We start from the raw sequence: 25,948 nt of genomic DNA, 5'->3' as shown, positions 1-25,948 counted from the left end.
GTTGCCATGTCTGCCGTCCAATCGTTGATCGCCGCCCATCGCCAGGGCCAGCCCGTTGGCCTGTACAGCGTGTGCTGCAGCAACGAGCAGGTGCTGCTGGCCGCCATGCAGGTCGCGCGCGAACACGACACCGTGCTGCTGATCGAAGCTACCTCCAACCAGGTGGACCAGTTCGGCGGCTACACCGGCATGACCCCGCCGCAGTACCGCGATTACGTGCTGCAGCTGGCGCGCAGCCAGGGCTTCCCGGCGGAGCGGCTGATCCTGGGCGGCGACCATCTCGGCCCGAACGCCTGGCAGAAGGGGCCGGCCGACGTCGCGATGGCCAACGCGCGCACCCTGGTTGCCGCCTACGTGGCCGCCGGCTTCCACAAGATCCACCTGGACTGCAGCATGTCCTGCGCCGATGACCCGACCCCGCTGCCGGATGCGGTCGTAGCCGCGCGCTCGGCCGAACTGGCGCGTATTGCCGAACGCACGGCCGCGGAGAACGGGCTGCCGCCACCGGTCTACGTGATCGGTACCGAAGTGCCTGTTCCCGGTGGCGAAGCCTCCCTGGAAGGTGGCTTGGCCGTGACCACGCCCACCGCTGCCGCCGTCACGCTGGCGATTCACCGCGAGGCATTTTCCGCACCGGACCTGTTGCCGGCCTGGGAGCGCGTGATCGCCATGGTGGTGCAGCCCGGCGTGGATTTCGACCACAGCAGCGTGCACCACTACGACCCGGCCGCCGCCCGCGAGCTCTCGGCGTTCGTGGAAACCCAGCCGCGCATCGTGTTCGAAGCCCATTCCACCGATTACCAGACCGAAGCCGGCCTGCATGCGCTGGTGCGCGACCACTTCGCCATCCTCAAGGTGGGCCCGGCGGCGACCTACGCGTTCCGCGAGGCGGTGTTCGCGCTGGCGATGATCGAACGCGAGCTCCTTCCCGGTGCGGAAGCGTCACGGATCATCGAGGTGCTGGACCGCTGCATGCTCGACAAGCCGGCCAGCTGGGCCAGCTACTACCAGGGCGATGCGCACGAACAGCGCCTGCTGCGCGCCTATTCCCTGAGCGACCGCAGCCGCTACTACTGGGGCGAACCGGCCGTGCAGGCCGCACTGGACACCCTGGTCGACAACCTCACCCGCCAGGCACCCCCGCTCATGCTGCTCAGCCAGTACCTGCCCGAGCAGCTGCGCGCGGTGCAGGCCGGTGAGCTGGCGGCCGAACCGCTGGCGCTGATCCGGCACAAGGTGGGGCTGCGCTTGGCGGAATACGCCCGGGCTTGCGCTCGCAACGCGTTCGGCGCGAATAACGAAGCTTTTCCTGCCACGGAGCTTTCGGAACGGTAAGCTTCGGCTTTCCTTCCGAACGGAATCGCCCCATGCGCAACACACGGCAGCGCCGCCAACAGATCCTGCAGTTGCTGGTCGAACACGGCAACGTGCAGGTCAGCGAACTGGTGGAGCGCTTCGGCGTCTCGGCAGTGACCATTCGCGCCGACCTGACCCATATCGAAGCGCAGGGCCTTGCCACGCGTACCCACGGCGGCGCCACCCTGGTGCGCAAGCCGCCGCTGGAGCAGGACATCCACGAAAAGGACACGCTGAACCTGCCGCTGAAAGACAGCATCGGCGCGCATGCCGCGCGGCTGGTGCGCGCCGGCGACAACATCATCATCGATTCGGGTTCCACCACCATGACGCTGGCGCGCCACCTGCGCGAACACCGCGACGTGACGGTGATGACCAACGGGCTGAACATCGCCTGGGAGCTGGCCAATGCACCGGGGGTGGAACTGCTGCTCACCGGGGGCCTGCTGCGCAAGCAGTCACTGTCGCTGCAGGGCAGCCAGGCCGAGGCCAGCCTCAATACCTACAGCTTCGACACCCTGTTCCTGGGCGTGGACGGGCTGGACCTGCAGTTCGGGCTCACCACCCACCATGAAGCCGAGGCCCGCCTCAACCACCGCATGGTGGAGCGCGCACGCCGCGTGGTGGTGCTTACCGACGCCTCCAAGTTCGGCCACGTCAGCCTGCACCGCATCGCCCGCCTGGACCAGGTCCACACCATCATCACCGATGCCAGCATCGATGCGGAGTACCTGGAAGGGCTGCAGAAGCTGGGCATCGAAGTGATCATTGCCGAGTCGCCGCCTTGAACCCCGATTCCACCCTGCATGGCCGCATCCTGACCCCGTTCGGGTTGGTGCGCGGCAACATCGCCTTTGGCCAGCGCATCGTGTCGATCAACAGTGACCACGCTGACCCGCGTGGCGATGACGAGGTGCCGCTGATCCTGCCCGGCTTCATCGACCTGCATGTGCATGGCGGTGCCGGGGTGGACATCATGCAGGGCGGAAATACCGCGCAGACGGTGGCACGCGCGCACGCGCGGCATGGCACCACCGCGCTGCTGGGCACCACCATGACTGCCGAGGCAGGCGACATCGTGCGTGCGCTGCAGGGCCTGTCCACCGCGATTGCGCAGCGTGATCCCGGCATGGCGCGCGTGCTGGGCGTGCATCTGGAAGGTCCGTTCATCAGCGCCGAGCGCCTGGGTGCGCAGCCGCCGCTGGTGGTGGAAGCCACGCTGGAGGATGTGCGCCGCCTGCACGCCATCGCACCGATCAAGGTGCTGACCCTGGCACCGGAAATCGGCCAGCACCTTGCATTGATCCCCGCATTGAACGCGCTCGGCATCCGCGTGCAGCTGGGACACAGCGCAGGCAGTTACGAGCAGGGCGTGGCCGCGCTGGAGGCAGGCGCCGCCGGCTTCACCCATCTGTTCAACGGCATGACCGGCGTGGACCACTACCACCCCGGCATCGCCACGGCGGCGCTGGCGCATGCCGAGTACGCCGAACTCATTCCCGACCTCCAGCACGTGCACCCCGGCGCAATCCGCACCGCGCTGCGCGCGATTCCGCGCCTGTACTGCGTGACCGACGCCACCGCTGCCACCGGCATGCCCGATGGCGAATACGCGCTGGGCGTGCAGCGCGTGCACAAGTGCCTGGGCTGCGTGCGCCTTGAAAGCGGCTCGCTGGCCGGCAGCGCGCTGACCATGGACCAGGCACTGCGCAACCTGGTTGCGCTGGGTCTGGCGTTGGATGACGCATCCAACCGCGTTTCACGCTACCCCGCCGACTATCTGGGCCTGGATGACCGCGGCCGCCTGCAACCGGGCGCGTGGGCGGACCTGGTCGTGCTCGACCATGACCTGCGCGTGCAGCAGGTAGTGGTGGAAGGCGAACGCATCACGCTTGACTGAGTGATTCCGCGCCCCGTGCGGCGCGTTCCAACGTAGACAGGACCGCACCATGAACGACGCTTCCGCCGTGATGCCCGTGCCCGCTTCCGCCAATGCGCCGCGTTGGCCGGTGCGCTATCTGCTCTTCATCGGCGGCATGGGCGGCCTGCTCTATGGCATCGACATCGGCATCATCGCCGGCGCCCTGCCCTACCTCGAGGCCACGGCCACCGCCAGCTGGCACCTGACCACCCAGCAGCTTGGCTTCGTGGTGGCTGCGGTGCTGCTGGGCAGCGTGCTGTCCTCGCTGTTTGCCGGCGCCGTGGCCGACCTGATCGGCCGGCGCGGCGCGATGGTGCTGGCCGGCGTGCTGTTCACCGCCAGCATTCCGGTGATGGCGCTGTCCGAAGGCTATGGACCGCTGTTGATGGGGCGCCTGCTGCAGGGCATCAGCGGTGGCCTGATCGGCGTGGTGGTGCCGCTGTACCTCGCCGAAGTGTTGAGCCCCGAACGGCGCGGGCGTGGCGCAGCGATGTTCCAGCTGCTGCTTACCATCGGACTGGTACTGGCGGCGGTGATCGGGCTGTATCACGCCCACAGCGTGGACGCCGCCACTGCCGCCGTGAGCCACCTGCCGGGCGAGGAGCAGCAGCGCATGCTGTTCGCGGTGAAGGATCACGCCTGGCGCACCATCTTCTGGAGTTGCCTGATGCCCGGGTTGGTGTTCACCGGCGGCGCGTTGCTGATCAGCGAATCGCCCCGTTGGCTGGTGCGGCGCGGCCGCATTGAGAAAGCACGCAACGCCCTGCAGCGCACGGTGGCGCCGGCGGAGGTGGAAGCCACGCTGGCGCGCATGCAGGCGCCCGATGCCCCAGCCAGCGGTGGCAGCCCGGCCAGGCGCGATCCGCTGCTGAGCCGCCGCTATGTGTGGCCCTTCGTGCTGGCCTGCCTGGTGCTGGCCTTCACCCAGGCGACCGGCATCAATTCGGTACTGGCCTATGCGGTGAACATCCTCCACCAGGCCGGGCTGCCCGGCGCGGTGGCCAACTGGGCCGATGTCTCCATCAAGCTGCTCAATGCGCTGATGACCATCGTCGCGCTGGTGCTGGTGGATCGCAAGGGCCGCAGGTTCCTGTTGATGCTGGGCACCGGCGGCATCACCATCGCGCTGCTGGGCGCCGCGCTGCTGTTCGTGCGCAGCGAACACGGGCGGTTGGATGTACAGCCCGCGCTGCAGCAGCAGGTGTACGGGCAGTCGCTGTCGCTGCCAATGGATGCCGCGCAGTGGCGGCGGCTGGATGGCAACGCCGACGGTCAACCGCTGCAGCTCACGGTGTCCTACGCCTACGGCGGCTTCAGCAACGTGCGTTCGCTGCGCAGCGACAACCCCATCGACGCCACGCTGCAGATCCGCCGCGAAGACGCGGTGTCGGCTGACAGCGTGATCGGCGCGTTCTTCCGCCGCCTCGACCTCAACCCGTTCCCGGATCCGGCCGCCGCCGTGCAGGCACCGCTGGTGATCGAGCGCGCGGTCATCGGCCCGGTGCCCTCGCCCACGCACGGCTGGCTGGTGGCCGGCTGCATCCTGCTGTTCGTGGCGTTCTTCGCGGTGGGCCCGGGCGTATGCGTGTGGCTGGCGCTGTCGGAGCTGATGCCTACCCGCATCCGCTCCAACGGCATGAGCATCGCGCTGCTGATCAACCAGTTCGTATCCACGGTGATCGCCGCGATCTTCCTGCCGACCGTGGGCCACCACGGCTACGCCAGCATGTTCTTCTTCTGGACCGGCTGCACGCTGCTGTACTTCCTGGTGGCCGCGTTCCTGCTGCCGGAAACCAAGGGCAAGACGCTGGAGGAGATCGAAGCGCGGTTCCGCTAGACAGCGCTACGGTCGCCCGGTGATCCGGGTAACCAGCGCGGTGGCTTCGTCCGCCTCAAGGCCCGAGGTCATCATGCTCTCGCCGAAGGGGCCGCTGAGGTTCGCCCGGGAGATCGGTTCGCCATCGACGGTGAGCACCATCGTCCGTCCGACCAGGCGCTCGGTGGCGCTGTGGATGCGGGGCGCGGCGGCCTCGGTGAACGCGTAGTACACGTTGGCCTTTCCGTCCTCGTTGACCACCTGGCGCACGCTGGCAATCGCGCCGGTCGTGAACACGGGCGGGTTGGCCAGCTTGACGGTCTCCCCGTGTGCGAAGCGGACCTCGACGCCCGGCTCGCCGACTTCCGCGACCGGGCGCATTTCGATGCGTACATCGGCGAGCGGCGGATTGCCCTGCGCTGCAGGGTTCAACGCCGCGTCGTTATGCTGGTTGCATGCCGTGACCAGCAGCAGGCTGGCTGCCGCCAAGCTCCATCGCCATCCGTTGCGCATTACAGTACTCCCGTTGTTTCGAGCATTGTGGCCCGAACCGGGGCGTTCAGCGCAACCTGCGCAGCCGGAATGCCACCACGACCTGCAGCACGCCGTAGATCAGGCTGCCGATGCCGATCCACAGCGTGGTCACCGCCACCCCGCCGAGCGGGTTGCCGAACATCATGACGCCCAGCACGATGGCCAGTACGCCGCTGACGATCAGCAGCCATTCGCCTTCGATCTGCCTGCGTACGCGGATGGCGAACACGATGCGGTAAACGCCCGCCAGGATCAGCCAGATCGCCAGCAGCAGCACCAGCACCTTGGCCGTCACCAGGGGGTTGATCACTGCCAGCGCGCCAAAACCGATCGAGGCCAGCGCGTAGACCAGTGCCCAGCCGCGCGGCGCACCGCTGTTGCCGCTGAAGACCGCGAACAGGCTGACCAGGCCTTCCACCAGCGCCATCACGCCGATGGCCCAGGCCAGCCCGGCGGCGGCGGACAGCGGCCGGACGATGGCGATCAGGCCGAAGCCGATGGCGATCAGCCCATACAGAAGCACCACCCACCAGCTGCGGCCCACCAGCGACAACAGCGACGTAGTGCGCAGTTCCGGAGCCTGGCTCATGACGGTGTTCCTGGGAGGAGGGTCAACCGCGATGCTAGGCCCACGCCCTGTGCAGGCCATGGCAAGGTGTCACGGTGCCCGGGCGCAGACCCACAGCGTGGCCTCCTGCAGGCCGGACCGGCGCAGCGCCCTCACGGCCGCGTCCAGGGTGGCGCCGGTGGTCATCACATCGTCCACGAGGGTCAGGCGGGCCGGCGGGGTGGCCCGCACGGCGAAGGCGCCTTTGAGGTTCTGGCGACGTGCGTCCGCGTCCAGCGTGGACTGGGCCAGGGTCGCCCGGCTGCGGCACAGCCCGGTCCAGAGCGGCAACTGGAGCTCCCGCGCCAACGGACGGGCCAGTTCCCGGGCCTGGTCGTAGCCCCGCTCGCGAAGCCGGCGCCCATGCAGCGGCATCGGCAGCAGCGGGTGCTGCGCGAAATCCGGCACGGCGTGCAGCATCAACTGGGAGAGCAGCCGCCCAGCGGCCAGGTCCTGGTGGAACTTGAAGCGCAGTACCAGCCGGTCGATCGGCGGCGCATACAGGAAGGTCGCCGCCGCCCCGGCCTGCCGCGGCGGCTCGGCCAGGCAGGCACCGCACACCTTGGCCGGTTCATCGGGCGGCAGCGGCAGCGCGCACAACGGGCAGGCATGGTCGTTCCACGGAAGCTCGGCGTAGCAGGCGGCACACAGATCCAGCCCGTCATTTCCCGGATTGGCGCAGACCAGGCAGCGTAGGGGAAGACATTGATGACTGAGCCATAGCAATACGTTGCAGAAGTTAGCCACCGCTAAGCCAACTGGATGAATCTTGCATGAGACCAGATTGCTACGCCCATGCTTCAACATCTATCAGGAGACGACTGGCGATTCTGTAATCACTGGGTGCGCCGTGGCCTTACGAAGTAGCTTATTTCTTTTTTGTTTGCAGTTTGCGTCCATCTACCTGGAGCGGCACGATGGGATCCGGCCTGCGAGTTGCGCGTAGCGCATATCGGTCGGGGGTCTGCTCGATGCTCCCGGTGCCGCCTTGATCCATTGGATTCCCTTCTTCGTTCGGCTGTCGATGAGTGGCCAAAGTTCTTTGCGACGGCCGCCGCAATCGCCTAACGGCGAGTTGCGCCCCAACGGTATCGGTAGCGGCAAGGCTATCTATATCTCCGCCCATTCCCAATGCGGACAAGACACGCAGAACCGTGGAAAGGCTGGTGCCGGGTTCACCGAACTCCAGCTTTCCAATCGTGGTGCGGTCCACCCCCACCCTTTCAGCCAGGTTCGCTTGTGTCATACCTCGAGCGACTCGAGCCACACGGAGGCGCTGACCCAGCGCTTCAATTTGCCGCGCATGATGCAGGTGAACGGGGGGAATTCTCTTCGCCATGTAGGTTTAAAACATCACTTGGCCGGCTACTGATGATTTTAAGTGACATCCAGCATTGATTTGTGGCGTGAGCGCACACTCCACACCGTAAACTTTGCCAACTCCAACATGGTTGACAGTCACTCGCAACCTCACCAGACTGCCGCTCCTTCGCTCCCAAATCTGTCAGGACACTCCCATGGCTTCTGTCATCCGCCACGACTGGCACCCCGAGGAGCTGCTGGCGCTGTTCGAGCTGCCCTTCCCGGAGCTGCTGCACCGGGCGGCGGGCGTGCACCGGGAGCACTTTGATCCTACCGAGGTGCAGGTCTCGACCCTGCTCTCGGTCAAGACCGGCGGCTGCCCGGAGGACTGCGCGTACTGCCCGCAGGCCCAGCGCTACGACACCGGGGTGAGCGCACAGAAGCTGATGGCCACCGACGACGTGGTCGCCAAGGCCCGCCAGGCCAAGGCGGCCGGGGCGTCGCGGTTCTGCATGGGCGCGGCGTGGCGGTCGCCCAAGGACCGCGACATCCCCAAGGTGGCGGCGATGATCCGCGAGGTGAAGGCACTGGGGCTGGAAACCTGCGCCACGCTGGGCATGCTCGACGGCGCTCAGGCCGTGGCCCTGCGCGAGGCCGGGCTGGACTACTACAACCACAACCTGGATACCGCGCCGGATTACTACGACTCGATCATCCACACCCGCCAGTACCAGGACCGGCTGGATACGCTGGAACACGTGCGCGAGGCCGGGCTGAAGACCTGCTGCGGCGGCATCGTCGGCATGGGCGAAACCCGCGCGCACCGCGCCGGGCTGCTGCTGGCGCTGGCCAACCTGCCGGCGCACCCCGATTCGGTGCCGATCAACCGGCTGGTGCAGGTGGCCGGCACGCCGCTGCATGGCAGTGCCGAACTGGACCCGTTCGAGTTCGTGCGGATGATCGCGGTTGCCCGCATCGTGATGCCCAGGGCAATGGTGCGGCTGTCGGCCGGGCGCGAAGCAATGAGCGATGAGCTGCAGGCGCTGTGCTTCCTGGCCGGGGCCAACTCGATCTTCTACGGCGAGAAACTGCTGACCACCGGCAACCCGGATACCGAGCGCGACCTGGCCCTGTTCAGCCGGCTGGGCCTGCGCCCGATGGCGGTGCAGGTGGAGGCGGCCGGGCATGACCACCCCGGCACCGTGCATGCCGACATCACCTGTGGAGGTGGTTGCGGACAAGCGGCCTGAGCCCTGCCCCGGGCGGTGCAGCGCAGCGCCCGGCAACCGGGTACGCTAGCTGCCCTGCCAGCCCATGACATTGACGACCATGGCCCGTACCGACCTGCACGACCGCATCCAGTCCCAGCGCAAGCTTCGCGAAGCGCAGGGTCGTATCCGCGTGCGCCGCACGGTAACCCGGCGCGATGGCGTGCGCCTGGAGGTCAATGGCCAGTGGCTCACCGGCTTCTGCAGCAATGACTATCTGGGCCTGTCCCAGCAGTTTGGCGTGGTCAGCGCGCTGCAGGATGCCGCCGCGCGCGAAGGTGCCGGGGCGGGCGCCTCACACCTGATCTGCGGCCACCATGCGCTGCATGAAGCGCTGGAACAGGAAGTGGCCGACTGGTTGGGCTACCCGCGTGCGCTGCTGTTTGGCAGCGGCTTTGCCGCCAACCTGGCGGTGCAGCAGGCACTGCTCAGCGAAGAAGACGATGTGTGCGTGCAGGACCGGCTCAACCACGCCAGCCTGCTCGATGCCACGCGCCTGGCCGGCTGCCGCCTGCGCCGCTACCCGCACCTGGATACCGAAGGTGCGCTGCGCCAGCTCAAGCACGCGCCCGACGGCGCGGCGATGCTGGTCACCGATGGTGTCTTCAGCATGGATGGCGACATCGCCCCGCTGCGCTCGCTCTCGCTGGTGGCGCGCATGCAGGAAGCGGTGTTGTACGTGGACGACGCACACGGCATTGGCGTGATCGGCGAGCACGGCCGCGGCTGCGTGGCCGACGCCGGGCTGGGCCTGGCCGACGTGCCGCTGCAGCTGGTCACGCTGGGCAAGGCCTTGGGTGGCAGTGGCGCGCTGGTGGTGGGCGACGAGGCGATGATCCAGCACCTGGCCGAAACCGCACGCCCCTACATCTACACCACGGCGGTGCCGCCGGCGCAGGCGGCTGCGGCATTGGCCGCCGTGAAGCTGGCACGCCGCGACGACTGGCGCCGCGAGAAGCTGGCCGAGCTGGTCGGCGTGTTCCGTGCCGGCGCGCGCCAGCATGGGCTGGAACTGATGCCCTCCGATACGCCGATCCAGCCGCTGCTGTGCGGGGCCGAATCGACGGTGATGGGCTTGTCGGCCGCGCTGGAAGCGGCTGGTTTCCTGGTCAGCGCGATCCGTCCGCCGACCGTGCCCGAGGGCAAGGCACGCCTGCGCGTGACCCTGTCGGCGCTGCACACGGTGCCGGAAATACGTGCGCTCACCGATGCCATCGCCCACGCACGCGACCAGGTGCTGCGCCAGCAGGCACTGGATGCGCTGAGCGCGTGATGCACGGCGGTTGGGTGTGAGCATGCATATCGAGGTGGTCGGCAGCGGGCCGGCGCTGGTACTGATCCACGGGTGGGCCCTGCATGGCGGTGTGTTCGCGCCGCTGGTCGAGCGGCTCTCAGCGCGGTTCGAGCTGCACCTGGTCGACCTGCCCGGGCACGGCAACAGCCGCGACGATGCCACCCCGCTGCGCCTGCCGTTCGTGGTCGGTGCGATTGCCGCCGCGACCCCGCCGGCCGTGTGGTGTGGCTGGTCGCTGGGTGGGCTGTTCGCGCTGCATGCGGCGGCCACGCTGCCCAAGGTGCGTGGGCTCGCGATGATCGCGGCCACACCGCGCTTCGTGCGTGGCGAGGACTGGCCATACGCCGTGGAAACCGCCGTCTTCGAACAGTTCGGCCAGGACCTGGCGCAGGACTATCGCGGCACGCTGGAGCGCTTCCTGGCCCTGGATGCGATGGGCTCCGAACACGCCCGGCAGGAACTGCGCAGCTTGCGCGCGGCGCTGGTAGCGCGCGGTGAGCCTGCCCCGCGTGCCCTGCAGGAAGGCCTTCGCCTGCTGGAAAGCGCTGACCTGCGTGGCGCCCTGCCCAGCCTGCCCGTGCCCAGCCTGTGGTTGGCCGGTCAGCGCGACCGGCTGGTGTCGGCGCGGGCCATGCAGGCCGCTGCCGCGCTCGCACCGCGTTCCAGCGTGCATGTAGTGGCCCATGGCGGACACGCGCCGTTCCTGGGCCACACCGACGAGGTGGCGGCGCAGCTGCAACACTTCGTCGCCTCGCTTTCCTGACCCACCCGCGCGCGCATCGCCGATCATGTACGCCTGTCCCCCACTACGGAACTGATGCATGGACCTTGGAATCGCCGGCCGCTGGGCCCTCGTCTGCGCTGCCAGCAAAGGCCTGGGACTGGGCTGCGCCCGCGCGCTGGCGCGCGAGGGCGTGAACGTGGTGATCGCCGCCCGGGGTGAGGAAGCCCTCGCCCACGCCGGTGACGAACTCCGGGCGCTGCCGGGCGCCGGCAAAGTAATCACGGTGGTCGCCGATGTCACCACCGAGGCCGGCCGCGCGGCGGCGCTGGCCGCCTGCCCGCAGGTGGACATCCTGGTCAACAACGCCGGTGGGCCGCCGGCGGGCGACTTCCGCCAGTTCGAGCGCGAGGACTGGATCGCTGCGCTGGACGCGAACATGCTGGCGCCGATCGCGCTGATCCGTGCCACCGTGGATGGCATGATCGAACGTGGCTTCGGGCGCGTGGTCAACATCACCTCCTCGTCGGTGAAGGCACCCATCGACATCCTGGGCCTGTCCAATGGCGCGCGCTCGGGCCTGACCGGCTTCGTCGCCGGGCTGGCGCGCCGCACCGTGGCCCACAACGTCACGCTCAACAACCTGCTGCCCGGCCAGTTCGACACCGACCGGCTGCGCGGCAACTTCGCCTACATGGCGCAGCAACAGGGCGTGGATGCGGGGCAGATCGCCGAGCGCAAGCGCACCCACATTCCTGCCGGGCGCTTCGGCACCGCCGATGAATTCGGCGCGGCGTGCGCGTTCCTGTGCAGTGCGCAGTCGGGTTACATCACCGGGCAGAACCTGTTGATTGATGGCGGGGCTTACCCCGGTACGTTCTGAGTTTCCGGCGCACGACCCACGGTCGTGCGCTACCGCATAGTGAGCCTTACATGACCGCCAGCTTTGATCCCCAGCACGTCCGCCGCGCGTTTTCGCGCGCCGCCAGCAGTTACGACGCCGCCGCTGCCCTGCAGCGCGAGGTGGAGAAGCGGCTGCTCGAATCGCTGGACTATCTCGAAAGCCGGCAGCCGGAGGTGGTGCTGGACGTGGGCAGCGGTACCGGCCACGCCAGTGCGGCGATGAAGAAGCGCTGGCCGAAGGCGCAGGTGATCGCGCTGGACATGGCCGAGCCGATGCTGCGCGAAGCGAAGAAGCAGGCCGGCTGGTGGAAGCCCTTCACCCGGGTGTGCGGTGATGCGCAGGCGTTGCCGCTGCGCGACCAGAGCGTGGATGTGATCTACAGCAACCTGTGCCTGCAGTGGGTGGAGGACCTGCCCGCGGTGTTCGCCGGGTTCCGTCGCGTGCTCAAGCCGGGCGGGCTGCTGGTGTGTTCCACGTTCGGCCCGGAAACGCTGATCGAGCTGCGCGACGCGTTCGCCAGCGCCGATGACACCTCGCACGTGAGCCGGTTCCCGCCGATTGCGCAGTTCGGCGACGCGCTGATGATGTCCGGCTTCCGCGACCCGGTGCTGGACCGCGACCTGTTCACGCTCACCTATTCCGACATGGATGCACTGATGCGCGAGCTGCGCGCCATTGGCGCAACCAATGCACGCCAGGATCGCCGGCATACGTTGACCGGGCGCGGCAGGTTCGCTGCAGCGCGCGCCGCCTATGAACCGCTGCGTCGCGAGGACGGCACGCTGCCGAGCAGCTGGGAAGTGATTTACGCGCACGCGTGGGCGCCGGATGCGGGCGCGCCGATCCGCGAGCGCGGGCAGGATGTGGCCAGCGTGCCGGTGTCGGCGATTCCGATCCGGCGCAAGACCACCTGACCAACCAGAAATATCGGTCAGGAACCGTTCGCGGACGGGAACATGTCCCGATGGAAGAAATAGATTTCCTGCGCCAGGAACTTCCAGCTGGTGTGGAAGCTGCGGAACCGCGTGCTCGGCGTTGACGAGGCAAGTGCATCGATGCCCAGCTCGCGGGCCAGGCGCAGCGCGCGCGCCATGTGCAGCGGGTCGCTGACGATGATCACCCGGTGCAGCTTGTGCTGGTCCATCAACAACCGCGCTTCGGCCAGGTTCTGGCGGGTGGTGCGCGAGGCGGTTTCAATCAGGATCGCGTCGTCCGGCACGCCCTGTTTCAAGGCGTAACGGCGCGCGACCTGCGATTCGGAAAAGCGCGCGCCGGTGCCGCCGTAGCCGCCGGTGAAGATCAGCAATGGCGCGTAGCCCTGGCGGTACAGATCCAGCCCATGCCGGATGCGCTCTTCGAACACCGGCGACGGCTTGGCGTCGTAGGCCGCCGCGCCCAGCACGATGATCGCATCGGCCTTGGCCGCCTGGTCGCGCTCACCGACCCAGACGATCCATGCGGTGACACAGAGCAGCCAAGCCGCCAACAGCATGCACAGCCGCCACAGCCAGCCCCCCAGCCCGACCCGTGCGCGCCGGGTCATGCCGCAGCCCAGGGCAGGGCGTCCAGGTCGACGTTGCCGCCGGACAGCACCACGCCCACCCGCTGCCCGGCAAACCGTGCGGGCTGGGACAGGATCGCGGCCAGCGCAATCGCAGAGGACGGTTCCACCACCTGCTTGAGCACCTGCCAGAGCAGGCGCATGGCCGCGACGGTGGCCGCATCGTCCACGGTGATCACCTCGGCCGCGCCCTGCAGCAGCGCGAAGTTCGGCGCGCCGAGCATGCCGCGCAGGCCATCGCAGATCGTGTCGGGGGTGAAGTCCAGCCGGCGCTCGCCGGCGGCCAGCGAACGGGCCGTATCGGCGGCGCCCTCCGGTTCGGCCAGTACCAGCCGCGTGACCGGACTCGCCGCCTGCAGCGCCAGCCGGGTTCCGGCCGCCAGGCCACCGCCGCCCACCGGGACCACCAGGGTATCGAACGGACCGTGGCTGCCCAGCAGCTCCAGCGCCGCCGTGCCCTGCCCGGCAATGACGTGGGAATCGGCATAGGGATGGACCAGGGTGGCGCCGGTCTCGGCCTCGACCTGGGCGCACATGGCCTCGCGCGCGGCGATGGTCGGGTCGCAGCGCCACAGGGTGGCGCCATGACGCACGATGTTGGCCAGCTTGGCCGCTACCGCGCCTTCCGGTACCACCACATGGCAGGCAATGCCCCGGGTGCGCGCGGCGAGCGCCAGCGCCGCACCGTGGTTGCCCGACGAATGGGTCACCACCCCGCGTGCGGCGACGGCCTCGGGCAGCGCCCAGACCGCGTTGCAGGCACCACGGAACTTGAAGGCACCGCCGCGCTGCAGATGCTCGGCCTTGAACGCCAGCCGCGCCCCGCTCAACGCGTCCAGCACCTGCGACTGCAGCACCGGGGTGACGCTGGCGTGCGGCGCGATGCGCGCGGCGGCGGCCAACAGGTCATCGACGCAGGGCAAGGATGAATCGGTCATGACACAAGATTAACGTGCCACGATGGCAACCGTTCATCCGGCCCGGGCAAAGTTAAGGGCCGATTCAATGCGGCGGCCTGAAGCTGGGCCATACCCCAGGGGGACCCTTCCATGAAAATGCGCCTCATGCTTGCCGGCAGCCTGTTGCTGACGCTGTCTGGCTGCGCGACTTACGACTACGTGGGCGGCGGTGGTGGTGGCAACGGCTACTACCATGGCGCCCCGTCGGTGGAGTACCGCTATCCGGCCGGCTATCCATACGGCTACGGCAGCGGCTACTACGGTGGTGGCGGCTATTACGGTTATGGCGGCTACGGTGGTTACAGCAACTACCCGATCTATCGGCCGTACCCGAACTACCGCCCGCCGCACAACCACCGCCCGCCGCCCCGCCCGGGCAACGGCAATGGTGGCCAGGTGCGCCCGCCGGACCGTCCGCGCCCGCCCTACAACGGCGGTTCGCCGTGGCGGAACATGGATTCGGTGGGGCGCCCACCGCGTCCGGACCGCCCGCCGCAGCAGCGCCCGCAGCCTCAGCAGCAGCAGCGCCCGGTGAGCGCGCCGCAGTCCCGGCCCAGCCCGCCGGCCCAGCGCAGCAATGGCTCTCCCTGGCGAAATATGAATAAGTTGAACCAGCGCACAAATGAGAATTGAGAACGCTTGATTTTCACCCGCCTGGCAGTTCAATCTAGCCGGGCAGTGACGGCCTCGGTCGAAAAGTGACAAAAACGACATACGGCGTCACATTGAGCTCTATGTCGATATCCGACAGGAACATCTGGATCCCCCCTGTTCCGGCCCTGTCGGATGTCGGCACCTACAACGCAGAAGGCCCCGCCAATGGCGGGGCCTTTTGTCTTCCGGGGGATAAAAACAGGGCCGACAGTCCCCCGACTGCCGGCCCTTCTGCTTCCCCGGGATGCGCATGGATCGGCCCCTGTTCCAATTCCGATCCGTAGCGCCTTTCGGCGCCTGCCATCCTGGGTGCTATTGGGTTATCTGCAGAGAACGTGCCAACTTTAGGGTTGATTGCGAATTTTTTTTGCAGGCCCCCGTTCACGGACCCGGCGCGAACGGCGCTAAAATGACCACCGCGCCCTGTCCCAGGGCGGTTCCGGGCCGTACCGGCCCTGCCCCAGAGCACCCCATGACCGATTCTTTCTACGGCTACGACGTCATCGTGATCGGCGGCGGCCATGCCGGCACCGAAGCCGCGCTGGCAGCTGCCCGCAGCGGCGTACGCACCCTGCTGCTGACCCACAACGTGGAAACCATCGGCGCGATGAGCTGCAACCCGGCCATCGGCGGGATCGGCAAGGGCCATCTGGTCAAGGAAATCGATGCCCTGGGCGGCGCCATGGCGCATGCCGCCGACCGCGCCGGCATCCAGTGGCGCACGCTCAATGCCTCCAAGGGCCCGGCCGTGCGCGCGACCCGCTGCCAGGCCGACCGCAACCTGTACCGGATGGCCATCCGGGCGATGGTCGAGGCGCAGCCCAACCTGACCGTGTTCCAGGCCGCCGTGGATGACCTGGTCATCGACGGTGACGTCGTGCGTGGCGTGATCACCCAGACCGGGCTGCAGTTCAACGCCCCGGCCGTGGTGCTTACCGCCGGCACCTTCCTGGCCGGCAAGATCCACGTCGGCCAGACCCAGTACGCCGCCGGCCGCATGGGCGACCCGCCGGCCACCACCCTGGCCGCGCGCCTGCGCGAGCGCCCGTTCGCGATCGACCGGCTCAAGACCGGCACCCCGCCGCGCATCGATGGCCGCTCGCTGGACTACAGCGTGATGGACGAGCAGCCCGGCGACGACCCGCGCCCGGTGATGTCCTTCCTGGGCAGCGTGGCCGAGCACCCGGCCCAGGTGAGCTGCTGGATCACCCACACCAGCGAGCACACCCACGAGATCATCCGCAGCGCGCTGCACCGCTCGCCGCTGTACAGCGGCCAGATCGAAGGCATCGGCCCGCGCTACTGCCCGTCCATCGAAGACAAGGTGGTGCGCTTTGCCGAGAAGGCCAGCCACCAGATCTTCGTCGAGCCCGAAGGGCTGGACGTGGTGGAGATCTACCCCAACGGCATTTCCACCTCGCTGCCGTTCGATGTGCAGCTGGCGCTGGTGCGCAGCATCCGTGGCTTCGAGAACGCCCACATCACGCGGCCGGGCTACGCCATCGAGTACGACTTCTTCGACCCGCGCGGGTTGAACAACACGCTGGAAACCAAGGCGGTGTCCGGGCTGTTCTTCGCCGGGCAGATCAACGGCACCACCGGCTATGAAGAGGCGGCCGCGCAGGGCCTGCTGGCCGGCCTCAACGCCGCCCGCCGCGTGCGCGACGAGGCGGGCTGGTGCCCGCGCCGCGACGAGGCCTACCTGGGCGTGCTGGTGGATGACCTGATCACCCATGGCACCACCGAGCCGTACCGCATGTTCACCAGCCGCGCCGAGTACCGGCTGCAGCTGCGCGAAGACAACGCCGACGTGCGCCTGACCGGCATCGGCCGTGAGCTGGGCGTGGTCGACGACCGGCGCTGGGCCGCCTTCCAGGCCAAGCAGGAGGCGGTGGCGCAGGAATCGGCGCGCCTGCGTGCACTGTGGGCGACCCCGGCCAACGCGCTGGGCCGCGAAGTGGACGCCACGCTGGGCGTGGCGGTCAGCCGCGAAACCAACGTGCTGGACCTGATCAAGCGCCCGGAACTGGATTACGCCAAGCTGATGCAGGTGCCCTCGCTGGGCCCGGGCGTGGCGGATGCGAAGGTGGCCGAGCAGGTCGAGATCGGGGTGAAGTACGCCGGCTACCTGGACCGCCAGCGCGAGGAGATCGAACGCCAGCAGCGCCATGAGAACACCGCCATCGATGCGGCGTTCGATTACGCCAGCGTGCGCGGGTTGTCGGCCGAAGTGCAGCAGAAGCTGGAGCGGGTACGCCCGCAGACCATCGGCCAGGCCCAGCGCATCCCGGGCATGACCCCGGCAGCGATCTCGCTGCTGCTGGTGCACCTGGAACGCGCCCGGCGCAGCCGGGTGGCGTAACCACGGCGGTATCATGGTGGCCTGCCTCGTGGAGCGTCACCATGTCCCCCCTTCGTCCCTTCCTCGATACCTTCCCCGTCGTTGGCGAGCGCGCCTGGATCGACCCGGCCTGCACGATCATCGGTGACGTCGTGCTCGGGGACGATGTGTCGGTGTGGCCGGGCACGGTGATCCGTGGCGACGTCAACCATGTGCGGATCGGCGCGCGCAGCAACATCCAGGATGGCACCATCATCCATGTCAGCCACCACAGCCCCTACAACAAGGGCGGCTACCCGACCCTGATCGGTGAGGGCGTCACCGTCGGCCACGGCACCATCATCCATGCCTGCACGATCGGCGAGTACAGCCTGATCGGGATGGGGGCGTGCATCCTCGATGGCGCCACCGTGAGCCGGCACAGCTTCGTCGGCGCCGGTGCGGTGATCGGGCCGGGCAAGGTGGTGGGCGAAGGGGAGTTGTGGGTGGGCAACCCGGCCCGACCGGTGCGCACGCTCAGCGATCAGGAGATCGAGTCGCTGCATTACTCGGCCGACCACTACGTGCGGTTGAAGGACAAGTACTTGGGGATGTGACCCCGCACACGGTAAAGTCGGTCTCCGACCCAGGAAGCAGTCGAGAACCGCATGCCGTTGGCAGCCGTCCGGAGGGACGCGTGCGCATGAGCGCACCCATGCTGGACACCTACCGTGAAGTGATCACGCCCGAAGGCGTGCCGCTGCACCTGCCGGCAGCCGGCCCGGTGCCGCGTGCGCTGGCCTGGGCCATCGACTTCATGATCCGCGTGGCGGCGCTGATGCTGCTGAGCATTCCGCTCGCCCTGCTGGGCGAATTCGGCCAGGGCCTCTACCTGGGCCTGATGTTCCTGCTGATGTGGGCGTACACCATCGTGCAGGAGGCCTGCTGGGGCCGCACCCTGGGCAAGCGGGTGATGAGCCTGCGCGTGGTGGCCCAGGACGGCGCGCCGATCGGCTGGATGGCCTCCATCACCCGCAACCTGCTGCGCACCGTGGACATGCTGCCGTTCGGCTATGCGCTGGGGCTGCTGTCGAGCCTGTTCGACCGCAATGGCCGGCGCTTGGGCGACCTGGTGGCCGGCACCGTCGTGGTGCATGACAGCGGCCGGCCGTGGTCGGCCAGCGTGGCCATCGATACCGTGCTGGCCCCGCCGCAGCCGCTTCAGCCGGCCGAACAGGCGGCGATCATTGCCTTCGCCGAACGTGCGCCGCGCCTGTCCGGCCCGCGCCAGCAGGAGCTGGCCGCAGTGGCCGCGCCGATCAGCGGTGGCCAGGGCCAGGTGGGCGTGCTGCGCCTGTATGCCATGGCCAATTGGCTGCTGGGGCGCCGATGAGGCAGGAACAGTTCGTTGCCCGCTACCAGGCCGAATGGCAGGCGCTGGAACGTTGGCTGGCGCTGCGCGGTGACCGGCCACGGCATGCGGGCCGTTCGCCCGATGCGTCCGCGCTCAACGATGAAGACATTCCGCAGCACTACCGCCGGCTGTGCCAGCAGCTCGCGCTTGCGCGCAAGCGCGGCTACAGCCCGCAGCTGGTGGCACGCCTGCAGCTGCTGATGCAGCAGGGCCATGGCCTGCTGTACCGCACGCCGCCGCCGCGCTGGCGCCGCGCGCTGGAGTTCCTGCTGGCCGATTTCCCGCAGCTGGTGCGCAGCCAGGCGCGCAGCATGTGGGTGGCCACCGCGCTGTTCGTGCTGCCGCTGGTAGGCAGCTTCGCGTTGATCCAGTGGCACCCGGACGTGATCCACATGCTGATGGACAACGGCGCGATCGCCTCGCTGGAGCGCATGTACAACCCGGCCTCGCCGAACCTGGGCCGCGACAGCGGCACGGACTGGATGATGTTCGGCTACTACATCATGAACAACATCAGCATCGGCCTGCGTACGTTCGCCAGCGGGCTGCTGGCCGGCCTGGGCACGGTGCTGGTGCTGCTGTTCAACGGGCTCACCATCGGTGCGGCGGCCGGCCACCTGCAGCACATCGGCCATGGCGACCCGTTCTGGCGTTTCGTCTGCGGCCATGGCGCGTTCGAGCTCACCGCCATCGTCATCGCCGGCGGTGCCGGCCTGCAGCTGGGCATGAAGCTGCTCGCGCCCGGCCGCCGCCGGCGCATCGATGCACTCGTCGAGGGCGGGGTGATTGGCGCAAAACTCTGCCTGGGCATCGCCGCGATGCTGCTGATCGCCGCCTTCATCGAAGCGTTCTGGTCGTCCATCGCCGCGATCCCGGCCTGGGGCAAGTACAGCGTGGCTGCGGTGCTGTGGACGCTGGTGTTCGTGTGGCTGTGGCGCGGTGGTCGGGGGGGCGGTCATGCGGATTGACCAGCTCAACGTCGCCCTGCGCGCGCGCTCCGAATGGGAAGCGATGGAGCTGGGCACCGCCCTGGTGCGCCGGCACGCGCGGGCGATATGGCTGCCGCTGATCGCGGTGTCGCTGCCGTTGTTCGCCGTGATCAATGCCGCTGCATGGTGGGCCGATGCGTTCGGCTGGGCCTGGCTGCTGATGTGGTGGCTCAAGCCGGTATCGGACCGGATCGCGCTGTATGTGATCTCACGCGGCGTGTTCGGCGACGAACCACGTCCGCTGCAGACCCTGCGCGCGCAGCGGCACTGGGGCTGGAGCGGGTTCTGGGGCTACCTGGGCTGGCGCCGCTTCAGCCCGTTCCGCTCGCTGCTGCTGCCGGTGAACCTGCTGGAAGGCAGCGATGCCTCGCAGCGCAGCGTGCGCCGCCGCGCCGTGCTCAGCGGCACGTTCGGGCATGCCGTGCTGCTCACCCTGATGTGCATGGTGTTCGAGCTGGTGATTGTCAGCGGCTGCATCGCGGCGGTCTTCCTGTTCGTGCCGCTGGAACTGCTGTCCGATTCCTGGCGCGCGGCGTGGGAAATGGTCAGCGAAACCATGCCGGCGTGGGCACAACTGGGGGTCAATGCCCTGTTCTGGCTCGCCGCCACGTTGATCGGGCCGTTTTACGCCGGCGCCGGCTTCGCGCTGTATCTCAACCGCCGCACGGAAATGGAAGCCTGGGACGTAGAAATCGCGTTCCGGCGCATGCGTGATCGGCTGCAGCAGGCCGCGCCGCTGCTGGTACTGGCGCTGGTGCTGTGCTGGCCGATGGGTGGGCTGCATGCGGAAGAACCTGCGCAGGCGCCGAGCTGCGCTGCACCCACCGGCACGGATGACGATGCTGGTGATGAGGAAGAAGAAGCGGCTGATGCAGTGCCCGCCGACGATCCGTCGAACACCCCGTCCGTGATCTTCGGTGGCACGCCCGACACCGCCGGCTTCCGCCAGGCCGTGCAGCGCGCGTACGAAGATCCCCTGGTGGCGCCTACCCGCGAAGTGAAACGCTGGGAGCGCACCCTGAGCGAGGCCGAGAAGAACAAGAAGAAGGACGATGCGGACAACAACCGCAATCCGCTCGGGCGCGGCCCGCGCCTGCCCGCGCAGATTGCCGAATGGATCCTGTGGGGCCTGGTCGGCCTGCTGGTGCTGGGGCTGATCGCCACCGCGCCGTGGTGGCTGCGCTGGCTGCGCGGCACCGGGGTGAGGCGGCGCAAGGCCACCGATCCGGTGGTCGAGGAAGCGGTGGAACTGCCCGAAGTGATTCCGCCGGATCCCGCCGCGCGCGCGCGCGAGCTGTGGCAGCAGGGCCGGCCGCGCCAGGCGCTGGCGCTGCTGTACCGGGCCAGCGTGGAATCGATGAGCGAACGCGCCGAGGTGGTGCTGCCACCGGGCGCGACCGAAGCACAGTGCCTGCGCGCCTCGCGGCGCATGCCGGTGGAGGCTGACCGCACCCTGTTCGCCCGCATCGTGCGGGTCTGGCAGTACGCCGCGTACGCCGGCCGCCTGCCCGAGCCGGACGCGTTCGACGATCTGGCCACCACCCTGCAGACCCAGTTCCGGTGGCGCGCATGAGTGCCCGTCTGCGCTGGTTGGTGGTGCTGGCCGTGCTGCTGGTGGTGGGCGTGCCATTGGCGATCCTGTTCCTGCGCAGCCATGAACGCGTGGTCCATACCGAGCACCTGCCGCCGCAGGGCGAGGCCAGCTACAACCCGCTGTACGTGCTGGGCCAGGCGCTGCGTGCCGACGGCATCACCGTGCATTCCAGCCCGCGCCTCGACCTGCCGCGCATGCAGCTCAAGCCGGCCGATACCGTGCTGTTGCTGCAGGACACCGCCGATGTGCCCGCCCCCACCGCGCAGGCGCTGCTGGCGTGGGTGGAACGCGGCGGCCACCTGCTGCTGCGCACGCCGCCGCCGTTCAAGGACGAAGACGCCGCGCAGGGGCCGCTGCTGGACGCGCTGGGCGTGGATACCGGGTACTACGAGAGCAACTGCAAGGCCTTCCACATTGCCGACGACCCGGGCCATTCCGAGTTCTGCAGTGGCCGCCGTTTCGGCGTGGACGTGCCCGACGGCGTGCGTGTCGAACGCGAATGGGGCGATGACGAGGGCCTGGTGTTCGCGCGGCTGCGCAAGGGCGAAGGAAGCGTGGACGTGCTGTCGGACATGGAGTTCCTCAAGGGCACGCCGAGGATCTTCAACGCCGAGGATCCCAAGGGCAGCCTGGCCGACGGCCTGCACGACCTCGCGCACCGCGACCTGACCCGCCATGTGCTCGACCCGAACTACGCCGAAGGCACGGTGTGGCTGATCTACGGCTCGCGCCCGCCCACGCTGTGGTCACGCATCTTCTACCAGGGCTGGCCGGTGTGGGTGCCCCTGCTGCTGGCCCTGCTGGCATGGCTGTGGCAGCGCGCGCAGCGGCTGGGCAGCCTGCTGCCGGCGCCGGCCACCGAACGCCGTTCGCTGCTGGAACATGTTCGTGCCAGCGGCGAGCACCTGCTGCGCTATGGCAAGGCACCGCTGTTGTACGACGCCACCCGCCGCGCCTTCCTGGCCCGGCTGCGGCGGCGCGCACCCACCGCTGCCGCGCTCAGCGGCGAGGCGCAGGTGCACGCCATCGCCAGCCTGCTGCAGTGGCCGCATTCCCGTGTCCAGACCGCTTTGCAGGTGCCGCCATCGAAGGATGTGGTGGCCCTGCGTGAGCGCATCCGCCTGCTGATCCAGATGAGAAACCTGCTATGACCGACCACTCCGCTCCGCCGCCGTTGTCCCCGCCCGCGCTGACCGGGCAGAGCCTGGTTGAACGCGTCGATGCCGTGCGCGACGCCGTCGGCCGCGCCTTCATCGGCCAGCCCGAGGTGCTCGACCAGATCCTGATCGCGCTGCTGGCCGGTGGCCATGTGCTGATCGAAGGCGTGCCCGGGCTGGGCAAGACCCTGCTGGTGCGCGCCCTGGCGCAGGCACTGGAGCTGGACTACGGCCGCGTGCAGTTCACCCCGGACCTGATGCCCAGCGACGTCAGCGGCCACGCGGTGTACGACCCGAAATCGGAGAGCTTCAAGATCCGCCGCGGCCCGGTGTTCACCAACCTGCTGCTGGCCGATGAAATCAACCGCGCCCCGGCCAAGACCCAGTCGGCCCTGCTGGAAGTGATGCAGGAAGGCCAGGTCACCATCGAAGGCAAGGCATTCGCACTGACCCCGCCGTTCCTGGCGCTGGCCACGCAGAACCCGGTCGAACAGGAAGGCACCTACCCGCTGCCCGAAGCCCAGCTGGACCGCTTCCTGCTCAAGGTCATCATCGATTACCCGGCGCTGGAGGACGAGAAGCGGATGGTGGATGCAATCACCACCGGGCGCAGCGCGGCCGACTTTGACCTGTCGCAGGTACCGCGCGTGCTCAACGCCGCCGAGGTGATCGCGTTGCAGCAGGCGACCGCGGCGATCACGGTGGATCCGGAAGTGGTGGACTACGCGGTGCGCATCGTGGCGGCCACCCGCCAGTTCCCTGGCATCGCGCTCGGCGCCGGCCCGCGCGGCAGCATCGCGCTGGTGCGTGCGGCGCGTGCGCAGGCGGTGCTGGCCGGCCGCGACTTCGTCACTCCCGATGACGTGCGCGAGATCGCCCGCCCGGCACTGCGCCACCGTATTGCGCTGGCCCCGGAGCTGCAGATCGAAGGCCAGTCGGCCGACGATGCGTTGACCGCGTTGCTGGCCAAGGTGGAAGCCCCGCGCAAATGAGGCCAGGCCCGCTGCTGCTGATACTGCTGGTCGGCTGGGCGCTGCTCGGGCTGCCGGTGGCGTTCGGGCTGCTGCCGGTGTCGGCGTGGTGGGCGTCCGCAGCGGCGATCGCGGTGCTGGCACTGGTGGATCTGCTGCGGCTGCGCGCACAGCCCTCGCCCACGGTGCAGCGCGAACTGCCGGAGGCGCTGGCGTTGAACGTCGAGCGGCGCACCACGCTGCGCTTCGAGTCCAGCCGCCGCCAACGCGTGGAGGTGTTCGACCTGGTGCCGGGAGCGTGGTCGCTGCAGGGCCTGCCGCGTGCATTGACGCTCAAGCCGTTGGTGGCCAGCAGCGTGGAGTACACGTTGACCCCGACCGCGCGCGGCCGCTTCGTGTTCGACGGCGTGCACCTTCGCCTGCACGCACCGTGGCGGTTGTGGCGCCAGCGCCGCCTGCTGCCGCCGGCGCTGACCGTGCGCGTGTACCCCAACTTCGCCCCGCTCACCCGCTTCGCGCTGTTCAGTGCCGAACAGGCCTCGCGCCTGGTCGGTGCGCACCTCAAGCGCCGCCGTGGCGAAGGCACCGATTTCCACCAGATGCGCGAGTACCGCATCGGCGACAGCCTGCGCCAGATCGACTGGAAAGCCACCTCGCGCGCACGCAAGCTGATCTCGCGTGAGTACCAGGATGAAAAGAACCAGCAGCTGGTGCTGATGATCGACACCGGCCGCCGCATGATGGCCAGCGAAGGCGGGCTGTCGCACTTCGACCATGTGCTCAACGCGGCGCTGGTGGTGTCCTACCTGGCGCTGCGCCAGGGCGATGGCGTGGGCCTGTTCGCCACCGGTGGCGAGAGCCGCTGGGTGGCACCCCAGCGCGGCATGGGCGCGATCGACGCGCTGCTGCGCGCCAGCTACGACCTGCAGGCGCAGCCGGTGGCAACTGATTACCTGGCTGCCGCCACCGAGCTGAGCCTGCGCCAGCGACGGCGCTCGCTGGTGATGCTGGTCACCAACGTGCGCGATGAGGACATCGAAGACCTGCTGGTGGCGGTGCGGCTGCTGCAGCGACAGCACCTGGTGTGCGTGGCCAGCCTGCGCGAGCGCGAGCTGGACGTGGCGCTGGAGCAGGAAGTGGAGACGCTGCAGGACGCGACCCAGGCCGGCGCCATCGCGCGCTACCTGCAGCAGCGCAACGACGCGCATGAAGCACTGCGCAGCCACCGGGTGATGGTGCTGGACGTGACGGCCGATGCGCTGCCCGGGGCGCTGGTGGAGCGCTACCTCGCCGTCAAACGCGACGGGTTGCTGTAGGCACGTATCGACCAACGGTCGATACCTACCGGCCACGTTACGCGACCGGGTTGAACGGTTGGTGTGCGCCGGTAGGTCACGACCGTTGGTCGTGACGCCGGTAACCCGTCAGACGTAAATGCGCGTCGGGGCTTCGTCAATGATCGCGTGCGGGACGAACCGGGCGCTGTCGCGGGTGATCCGGCTGTCATCTTCGCGGATGCCCATGCCGCAGGCCTGGTCGCCCACGATCCAGCTGCCGATCAACGGGTAACCGCCGTCGAACGACGTGAGCGGATGCGCGGCCTGGCGGATCGCCGGGCCGTTGTAGGGGCCTTCGCTCTCCTGCCAGCTGCCGTCGGCCAGATGCATGGCCACGTTGGCACCTTCGCGCGAGAACAGCGGCTTGCGCACCCAGCCGGCCGGCAGCGCGCTGCCGTCATCGAACTCGGCCGCCAGCAGGTTCGGGTGGCCACGGTGGCGCTGCCACAGCAGCGGCAGCACGCCCTTGTTGCTCAGGATCGCCTTCCACGCCGGTTCCAGCAGCTGCACGCCCGAGGTGGGCAGCGCCTGCCCGAACGATTCGGTCATCAGGTCTTCCAGCGGGTACAGCTTGAACAGGCTGCCAATCACCGTGTCATCGAGCGCGGTGAAGCGCCCGTCTTCGGACAGGCCGATGTCTTCGATCGCGATCGCTTCGCCACGCAGCCCGGCCTGGGCCGCGCAGTCGCGCAGGTAGGCCACGGTGCCCTGGTCTTCTTCGGAACTGCCCACGGCACTGAAGTACAGCGGCGGCGGCAACTGCGCCGACAGCTGCCCGAAGCGCTCCACCAGCGCCTCATGGATGGCGTTGAACTGGTCGGCCTGCGGCGGCAGGCGGTTCTGGTTGCGCTGGTCTTCCAGCCACTGCCATTGGAAGAACGAGGCCTCGAACAGCGAAGTCGGCGTGTCGTAATTGAGCTCGTAGAGCTTGGCCGGACCGGTGCCGTCATAGGCGAAGTCCAGCCGTCCGTACAGGTGCGGCTCGCCGCGGCGCCAGCTGTCGGCGATCCAGTCGCGGAACGCGGGCGGAATCGCCAGCTGGTCCATCAGCTGTTCGCTGCGCACCACCTCGTCCACCAGTTCCATCGCCATTGCATGCAGCTCGGCGCTGGGGTCTTCGATGTCCTGCTCGATCTGGCGCAGGGTGAAGGCGTAGTACGCGGTTTCATCCCAGTACGGCAGGCCGTCGATGGTGTGGAAGCGGAAACCGGACTCGGCGGCACGAGCGCGCCACTGGCTGCGCTCTTCGATTCGCACACGCTTCATTGC

At 68.5% G+C, this 25,948-nt stretch carries 25 protein-coding genes; 18 read left to right on the top strand and 7 right to left on the bottom strand.

The window, feature by feature from the left end; translation table 11 throughout:
• Positions 1 to 6: 6 nt before the first annotated feature.
• From SOM39_RS05770 to SOM39_RS05755, 4 genes are read left to right on the top strand one after another with little or no spacing between them, the layout of a single operon-like run.
• Entirely contained in the window at positions 7 to 1,335 is a 1,329-nt protein-coding gene (locus SOM39_RS05770; RefSeq protein WP_320457781.1) for a D-tagatose-bisphosphate aldolase, class II, non-catalytic subunit, read from the top strand.
• A gap of 32 nt (positions 1,336 to 1,367) precedes the next feature.
• Entirely contained in the window at positions 1,368 to 2,144 is a 777-nt protein-coding gene (locus tag SOM39_RS05765) for a DeoR family transcriptional regulator (protein WP_068854349.1), read from the top strand.
• A complete protein-coding gene (gene nagA / locus SOM39_RS05760) occupies positions 2,141 to 3,256 on the top strand; it encodes an N-acetylglucosamine-6-phosphate deacetylase (protein ID WP_320457780.1) in 1,116 nt (371 codons plus the stop codon). Before SOM39_RS05765 ends, nagA begins: the two co-directional genes overlap by 4 nt.
• A gap of 49 nt (positions 3,257 to 3,305) precedes the next feature.
• Positions 3,306 to 5,114: an MFS transporter gene (locus SOM39_RS05755; protein ID WP_320457779.1), complete on the top strand. Its 1,809-nt coding sequence runs from the start codon at positions 3,306 to 3,308 to the stop codon at positions 5,112 to 5,114.
• 6 nt (positions 5,115 to 5,120) lie between these two features.
• Here SOM39_RS05755 and SOM39_RS05750 read toward each other — a convergent pair whose 3' ends face one another.
• The 4 genes from SOM39_RS05750 to SOM39_RS05735 form a co-directional block, all read right to left on the bottom strand.
• Complete coding sequence (locus SOM39_RS05750) at positions 5,121 to 5,606, bottom strand: SecDF P1 head subdomain-containing protein (RefSeq protein WP_320457778.1); 486 nt, start codon at positions 5,604 to 5,606, stop codon at positions 5,121 to 5,123.
• Positions 5,607 to 5,652: 46 nt separating this feature from the next.
• Positions 5,653 to 6,216: an HdeD family acid-resistance protein gene (locus SOM39_RS05745; protein ID WP_320457777.1), complete on the bottom strand. Its 564-nt coding sequence runs from the start codon at positions 6,214 to 6,216 to the stop codon at positions 5,653 to 5,655.
• 69 nt (positions 6,217 to 6,285) lie between these two features.
• Positions 6,286 to 6,981 carry a ComF family protein gene (locus SOM39_RS05740; protein ID WP_320457776.1) on the bottom strand — a complete coding sequence of 232 codons (696 nt, stop codon included), beginning with the start codon at positions 6,979 to 6,981 and terminating at the stop codon, positions 6,286 to 6,288.
• A 121-nt stretch (positions 6,982 to 7,102) separates the two neighbouring features.
• A complete protein-coding gene (locus SOM39_RS05735) occupies positions 7,103 to 7,573 on the bottom strand; it encodes a helix-turn-helix domain-containing protein (RefSeq protein WP_320457775.1) in 471 nt (156 codons plus the stop codon).
• Positions 7,574 to 7,751: 178 nt separating this feature from the next.
• Between SOM39_RS05735 and bioB the strand changes: the two genes are divergently transcribed.
• The 5 genes from bioB (at position 7,752) to bioC (ending at position 12,637) form a co-directional block, all read left to right on the top strand.
• Positions 7,752 to 8,786: a biotin synthase BioB gene (gene bioB / locus SOM39_RS05730; RefSeq protein WP_320457774.1), complete on the top strand. Its 1,035-nt coding sequence runs from the start codon at positions 7,752 to 7,754 to the stop codon at positions 8,784 to 8,786.
• A 79-nt stretch (positions 8,787 to 8,865) separates the two neighbouring features.
• Positions 8,866 to 10,077: an 8-amino-7-oxononanoate synthase gene (gene bioF / locus SOM39_RS05725; protein WP_320457773.1), complete on the top strand. Its 1,212-nt coding sequence runs from the start codon at positions 8,866 to 8,868 to the stop codon at positions 10,075 to 10,077.
• A gap of 22 nt (positions 10,078 to 10,099) precedes the next feature.
• The gene (gene bioH, locus SOM39_RS05720; RefSeq protein ID WP_320458061.1) at positions 10,100 to 10,861 is read left to right on the top strand and encodes a pimeloyl-ACP methyl ester esterase BioH; all 762 of its coding nucleotides are present in this window, start codon (positions 10,100 to 10,102) and stop codon (positions 10,859 to 10,861) included.
• A 58-nt stretch (positions 10,862 to 10,919) separates the two neighbouring features.
• Positions 10,920 to 11,702: an SDR family oxidoreductase gene (locus tag SOM39_RS05715; RefSeq protein WP_320457772.1), complete on the top strand. Its 783-nt coding sequence runs from the start codon at positions 10,920 to 10,922 to the stop codon at positions 11,700 to 11,702.
• A 50-nt stretch (positions 11,703 to 11,752) separates the two neighbouring features.
• Positions 11,753 to 12,637: a malonyl-ACP O-methyltransferase BioC gene (bioC, locus tag SOM39_RS05710; RefSeq protein ID WP_068854359.1), complete on the top strand. Its 885-nt coding sequence runs from the start codon at positions 11,753 to 11,755 to the stop codon at positions 12,635 to 12,637.
• 17 nt (positions 12,638 to 12,654) lie between these two features.
• Here the strand turns inward: bioC and SOM39_RS05705 are convergent, their stop codons facing one another.
• The gene (locus tag SOM39_RS05705; protein ID WP_320458060.1) at positions 12,655 to 13,278 is read right to left on the bottom strand and encodes a YdcF family protein; all 624 of its coding nucleotides are present in this window, start codon (positions 13,276 to 13,278) and stop codon (positions 12,655 to 12,657) included.
• Positions 13,263 to 14,222: a pyridoxal-phosphate dependent enzyme gene (locus tag SOM39_RS05700; protein WP_320457771.1), complete on the bottom strand. Its 960-nt coding sequence runs from the start codon at positions 14,220 to 14,222 to the stop codon at positions 13,263 to 13,265. Before SOM39_RS05700 ends, SOM39_RS05705 begins: the two co-directional genes overlap by 16 nt.
• Positions 14,223 to 14,333: 111 nt before the next feature.
• Between SOM39_RS05700 and SOM39_RS05695 the strand changes: the two genes are divergently transcribed.
• From SOM39_RS05695 to SOM39_RS05655, 9 genes are all read left to right on the top strand, one after another.
• Positions 14,334 to 14,876, top strand: coding sequence for a hypothetical protein (locus SOM39_RS05695; protein WP_217538188.1), 543 nt, complete (start codon positions 14,334 to 14,336; stop codon positions 14,874 to 14,876).
• 493 nt (positions 14,877 to 15,369) lie between these two features.
• A complete protein-coding gene (mnmG, locus tag SOM39_RS05690; protein ID WP_320457770.1) occupies positions 15,370 to 17,259 on the top strand; it encodes a tRNA uridine-5-carboxymethylaminomethyl(34) synthesis enzyme MnmG in 1,890 nt (629 codons plus the stop codon).
• A gap of 41 nt (positions 17,260 to 17,300) precedes the next feature.
• Positions 17,301 to 17,834: a gamma carbonic anhydrase family protein gene (locus tag SOM39_RS05685; RefSeq protein ID WP_068854363.1), complete on the top strand. Its 534-nt coding sequence runs from the start codon at positions 17,301 to 17,303 to the stop codon at positions 17,832 to 17,834.
• A gap of 86 nt (positions 17,835 to 17,920) precedes the next feature.
• Positions 17,921 to 18,610, top strand: a complete 690-nt coding sequence (locus SOM39_RS05680; RefSeq protein ID WP_093532698.1) for an RDD family protein — start codon at positions 17,921 to 17,923, stop codon at positions 18,608 to 18,610.
• Positions 18,607 to 19,599: a stage II sporulation protein M gene (locus SOM39_RS05675; protein WP_320457769.1), complete on the top strand. Its 993-nt coding sequence runs from the start codon at positions 18,607 to 18,609 to the stop codon at positions 19,597 to 19,599. Before SOM39_RS05680 ends, SOM39_RS05675 begins: the two co-directional genes overlap by 4 nt.
• On the top strand, positions 19,589 to 21,193 hold the full coding sequence (locus SOM39_RS05670; RefSeq protein ID WP_320457768.1) for a DUF4129 domain-containing protein: 1,605 nt from the start codon (positions 19,589 to 19,591) through the stop codon (positions 21,191 to 21,193). Before SOM39_RS05675 ends, SOM39_RS05670 begins: the two co-directional genes overlap by 11 nt.
• Positions 21,190 to 22,365, top strand: a complete 1,176-nt coding sequence (locus SOM39_RS05665; RefSeq protein ID WP_320457767.1) for a DUF4350 domain-containing protein — start codon at positions 21,190 to 21,192, stop codon at positions 22,363 to 22,365. The genes SOM39_RS05670 and SOM39_RS05665 overlap by 4 nt, the downstream gene beginning before the upstream one ends.
• A complete protein-coding gene (locus SOM39_RS05660) occupies positions 22,362 to 23,363 on the top strand; it encodes an AAA family ATPase (protein ID WP_068854367.1) in 1,002 nt (333 codons plus the stop codon). The genes SOM39_RS05665 and SOM39_RS05660 overlap by 4 nt, the downstream gene beginning before the upstream one ends.
• Positions 23,360 to 24,658 carry a DUF58 domain-containing protein gene (locus SOM39_RS05655; RefSeq protein ID WP_320457766.1) on the top strand — a complete coding sequence of 433 codons (1,299 nt, stop codon included), beginning with the start codon at positions 23,360 to 23,362 and terminating at the stop codon, positions 24,656 to 24,658. The genes SOM39_RS05660 and SOM39_RS05655 overlap by 4 nt, the downstream gene beginning before the upstream one ends.
• A gap of 108 nt (positions 24,659 to 24,766) precedes the next feature.
• Here SOM39_RS05655 and SOM39_RS05650 read toward each other — a convergent pair whose 3' ends face one another.
• Positions 24,767 to 25,945: a glutathionylspermidine synthase family protein gene (locus SOM39_RS05650; RefSeq protein WP_320457765.1), complete on the bottom strand. Its 1,179-nt coding sequence runs from the start codon at positions 25,943 to 25,945 to the stop codon at positions 24,767 to 24,769.
• Positions 25,946 to 25,948 lie beyond the last annotated feature (3 nt).

The organism is Stenotrophomonas sp. CFBP8994, assembly GCF_034044835.1.
Lineage (GTDB): Bacteria > Pseudomonadota > Gammaproteobacteria > Xanthomonadales > Xanthomonadaceae > Stenotrophomonas > Stenotrophomonas rhizophila_A.
Note: the sequence above shows the minus strand (reverse complement) of the source record. Positions and strands in the feature narration are given on the sequence as shown.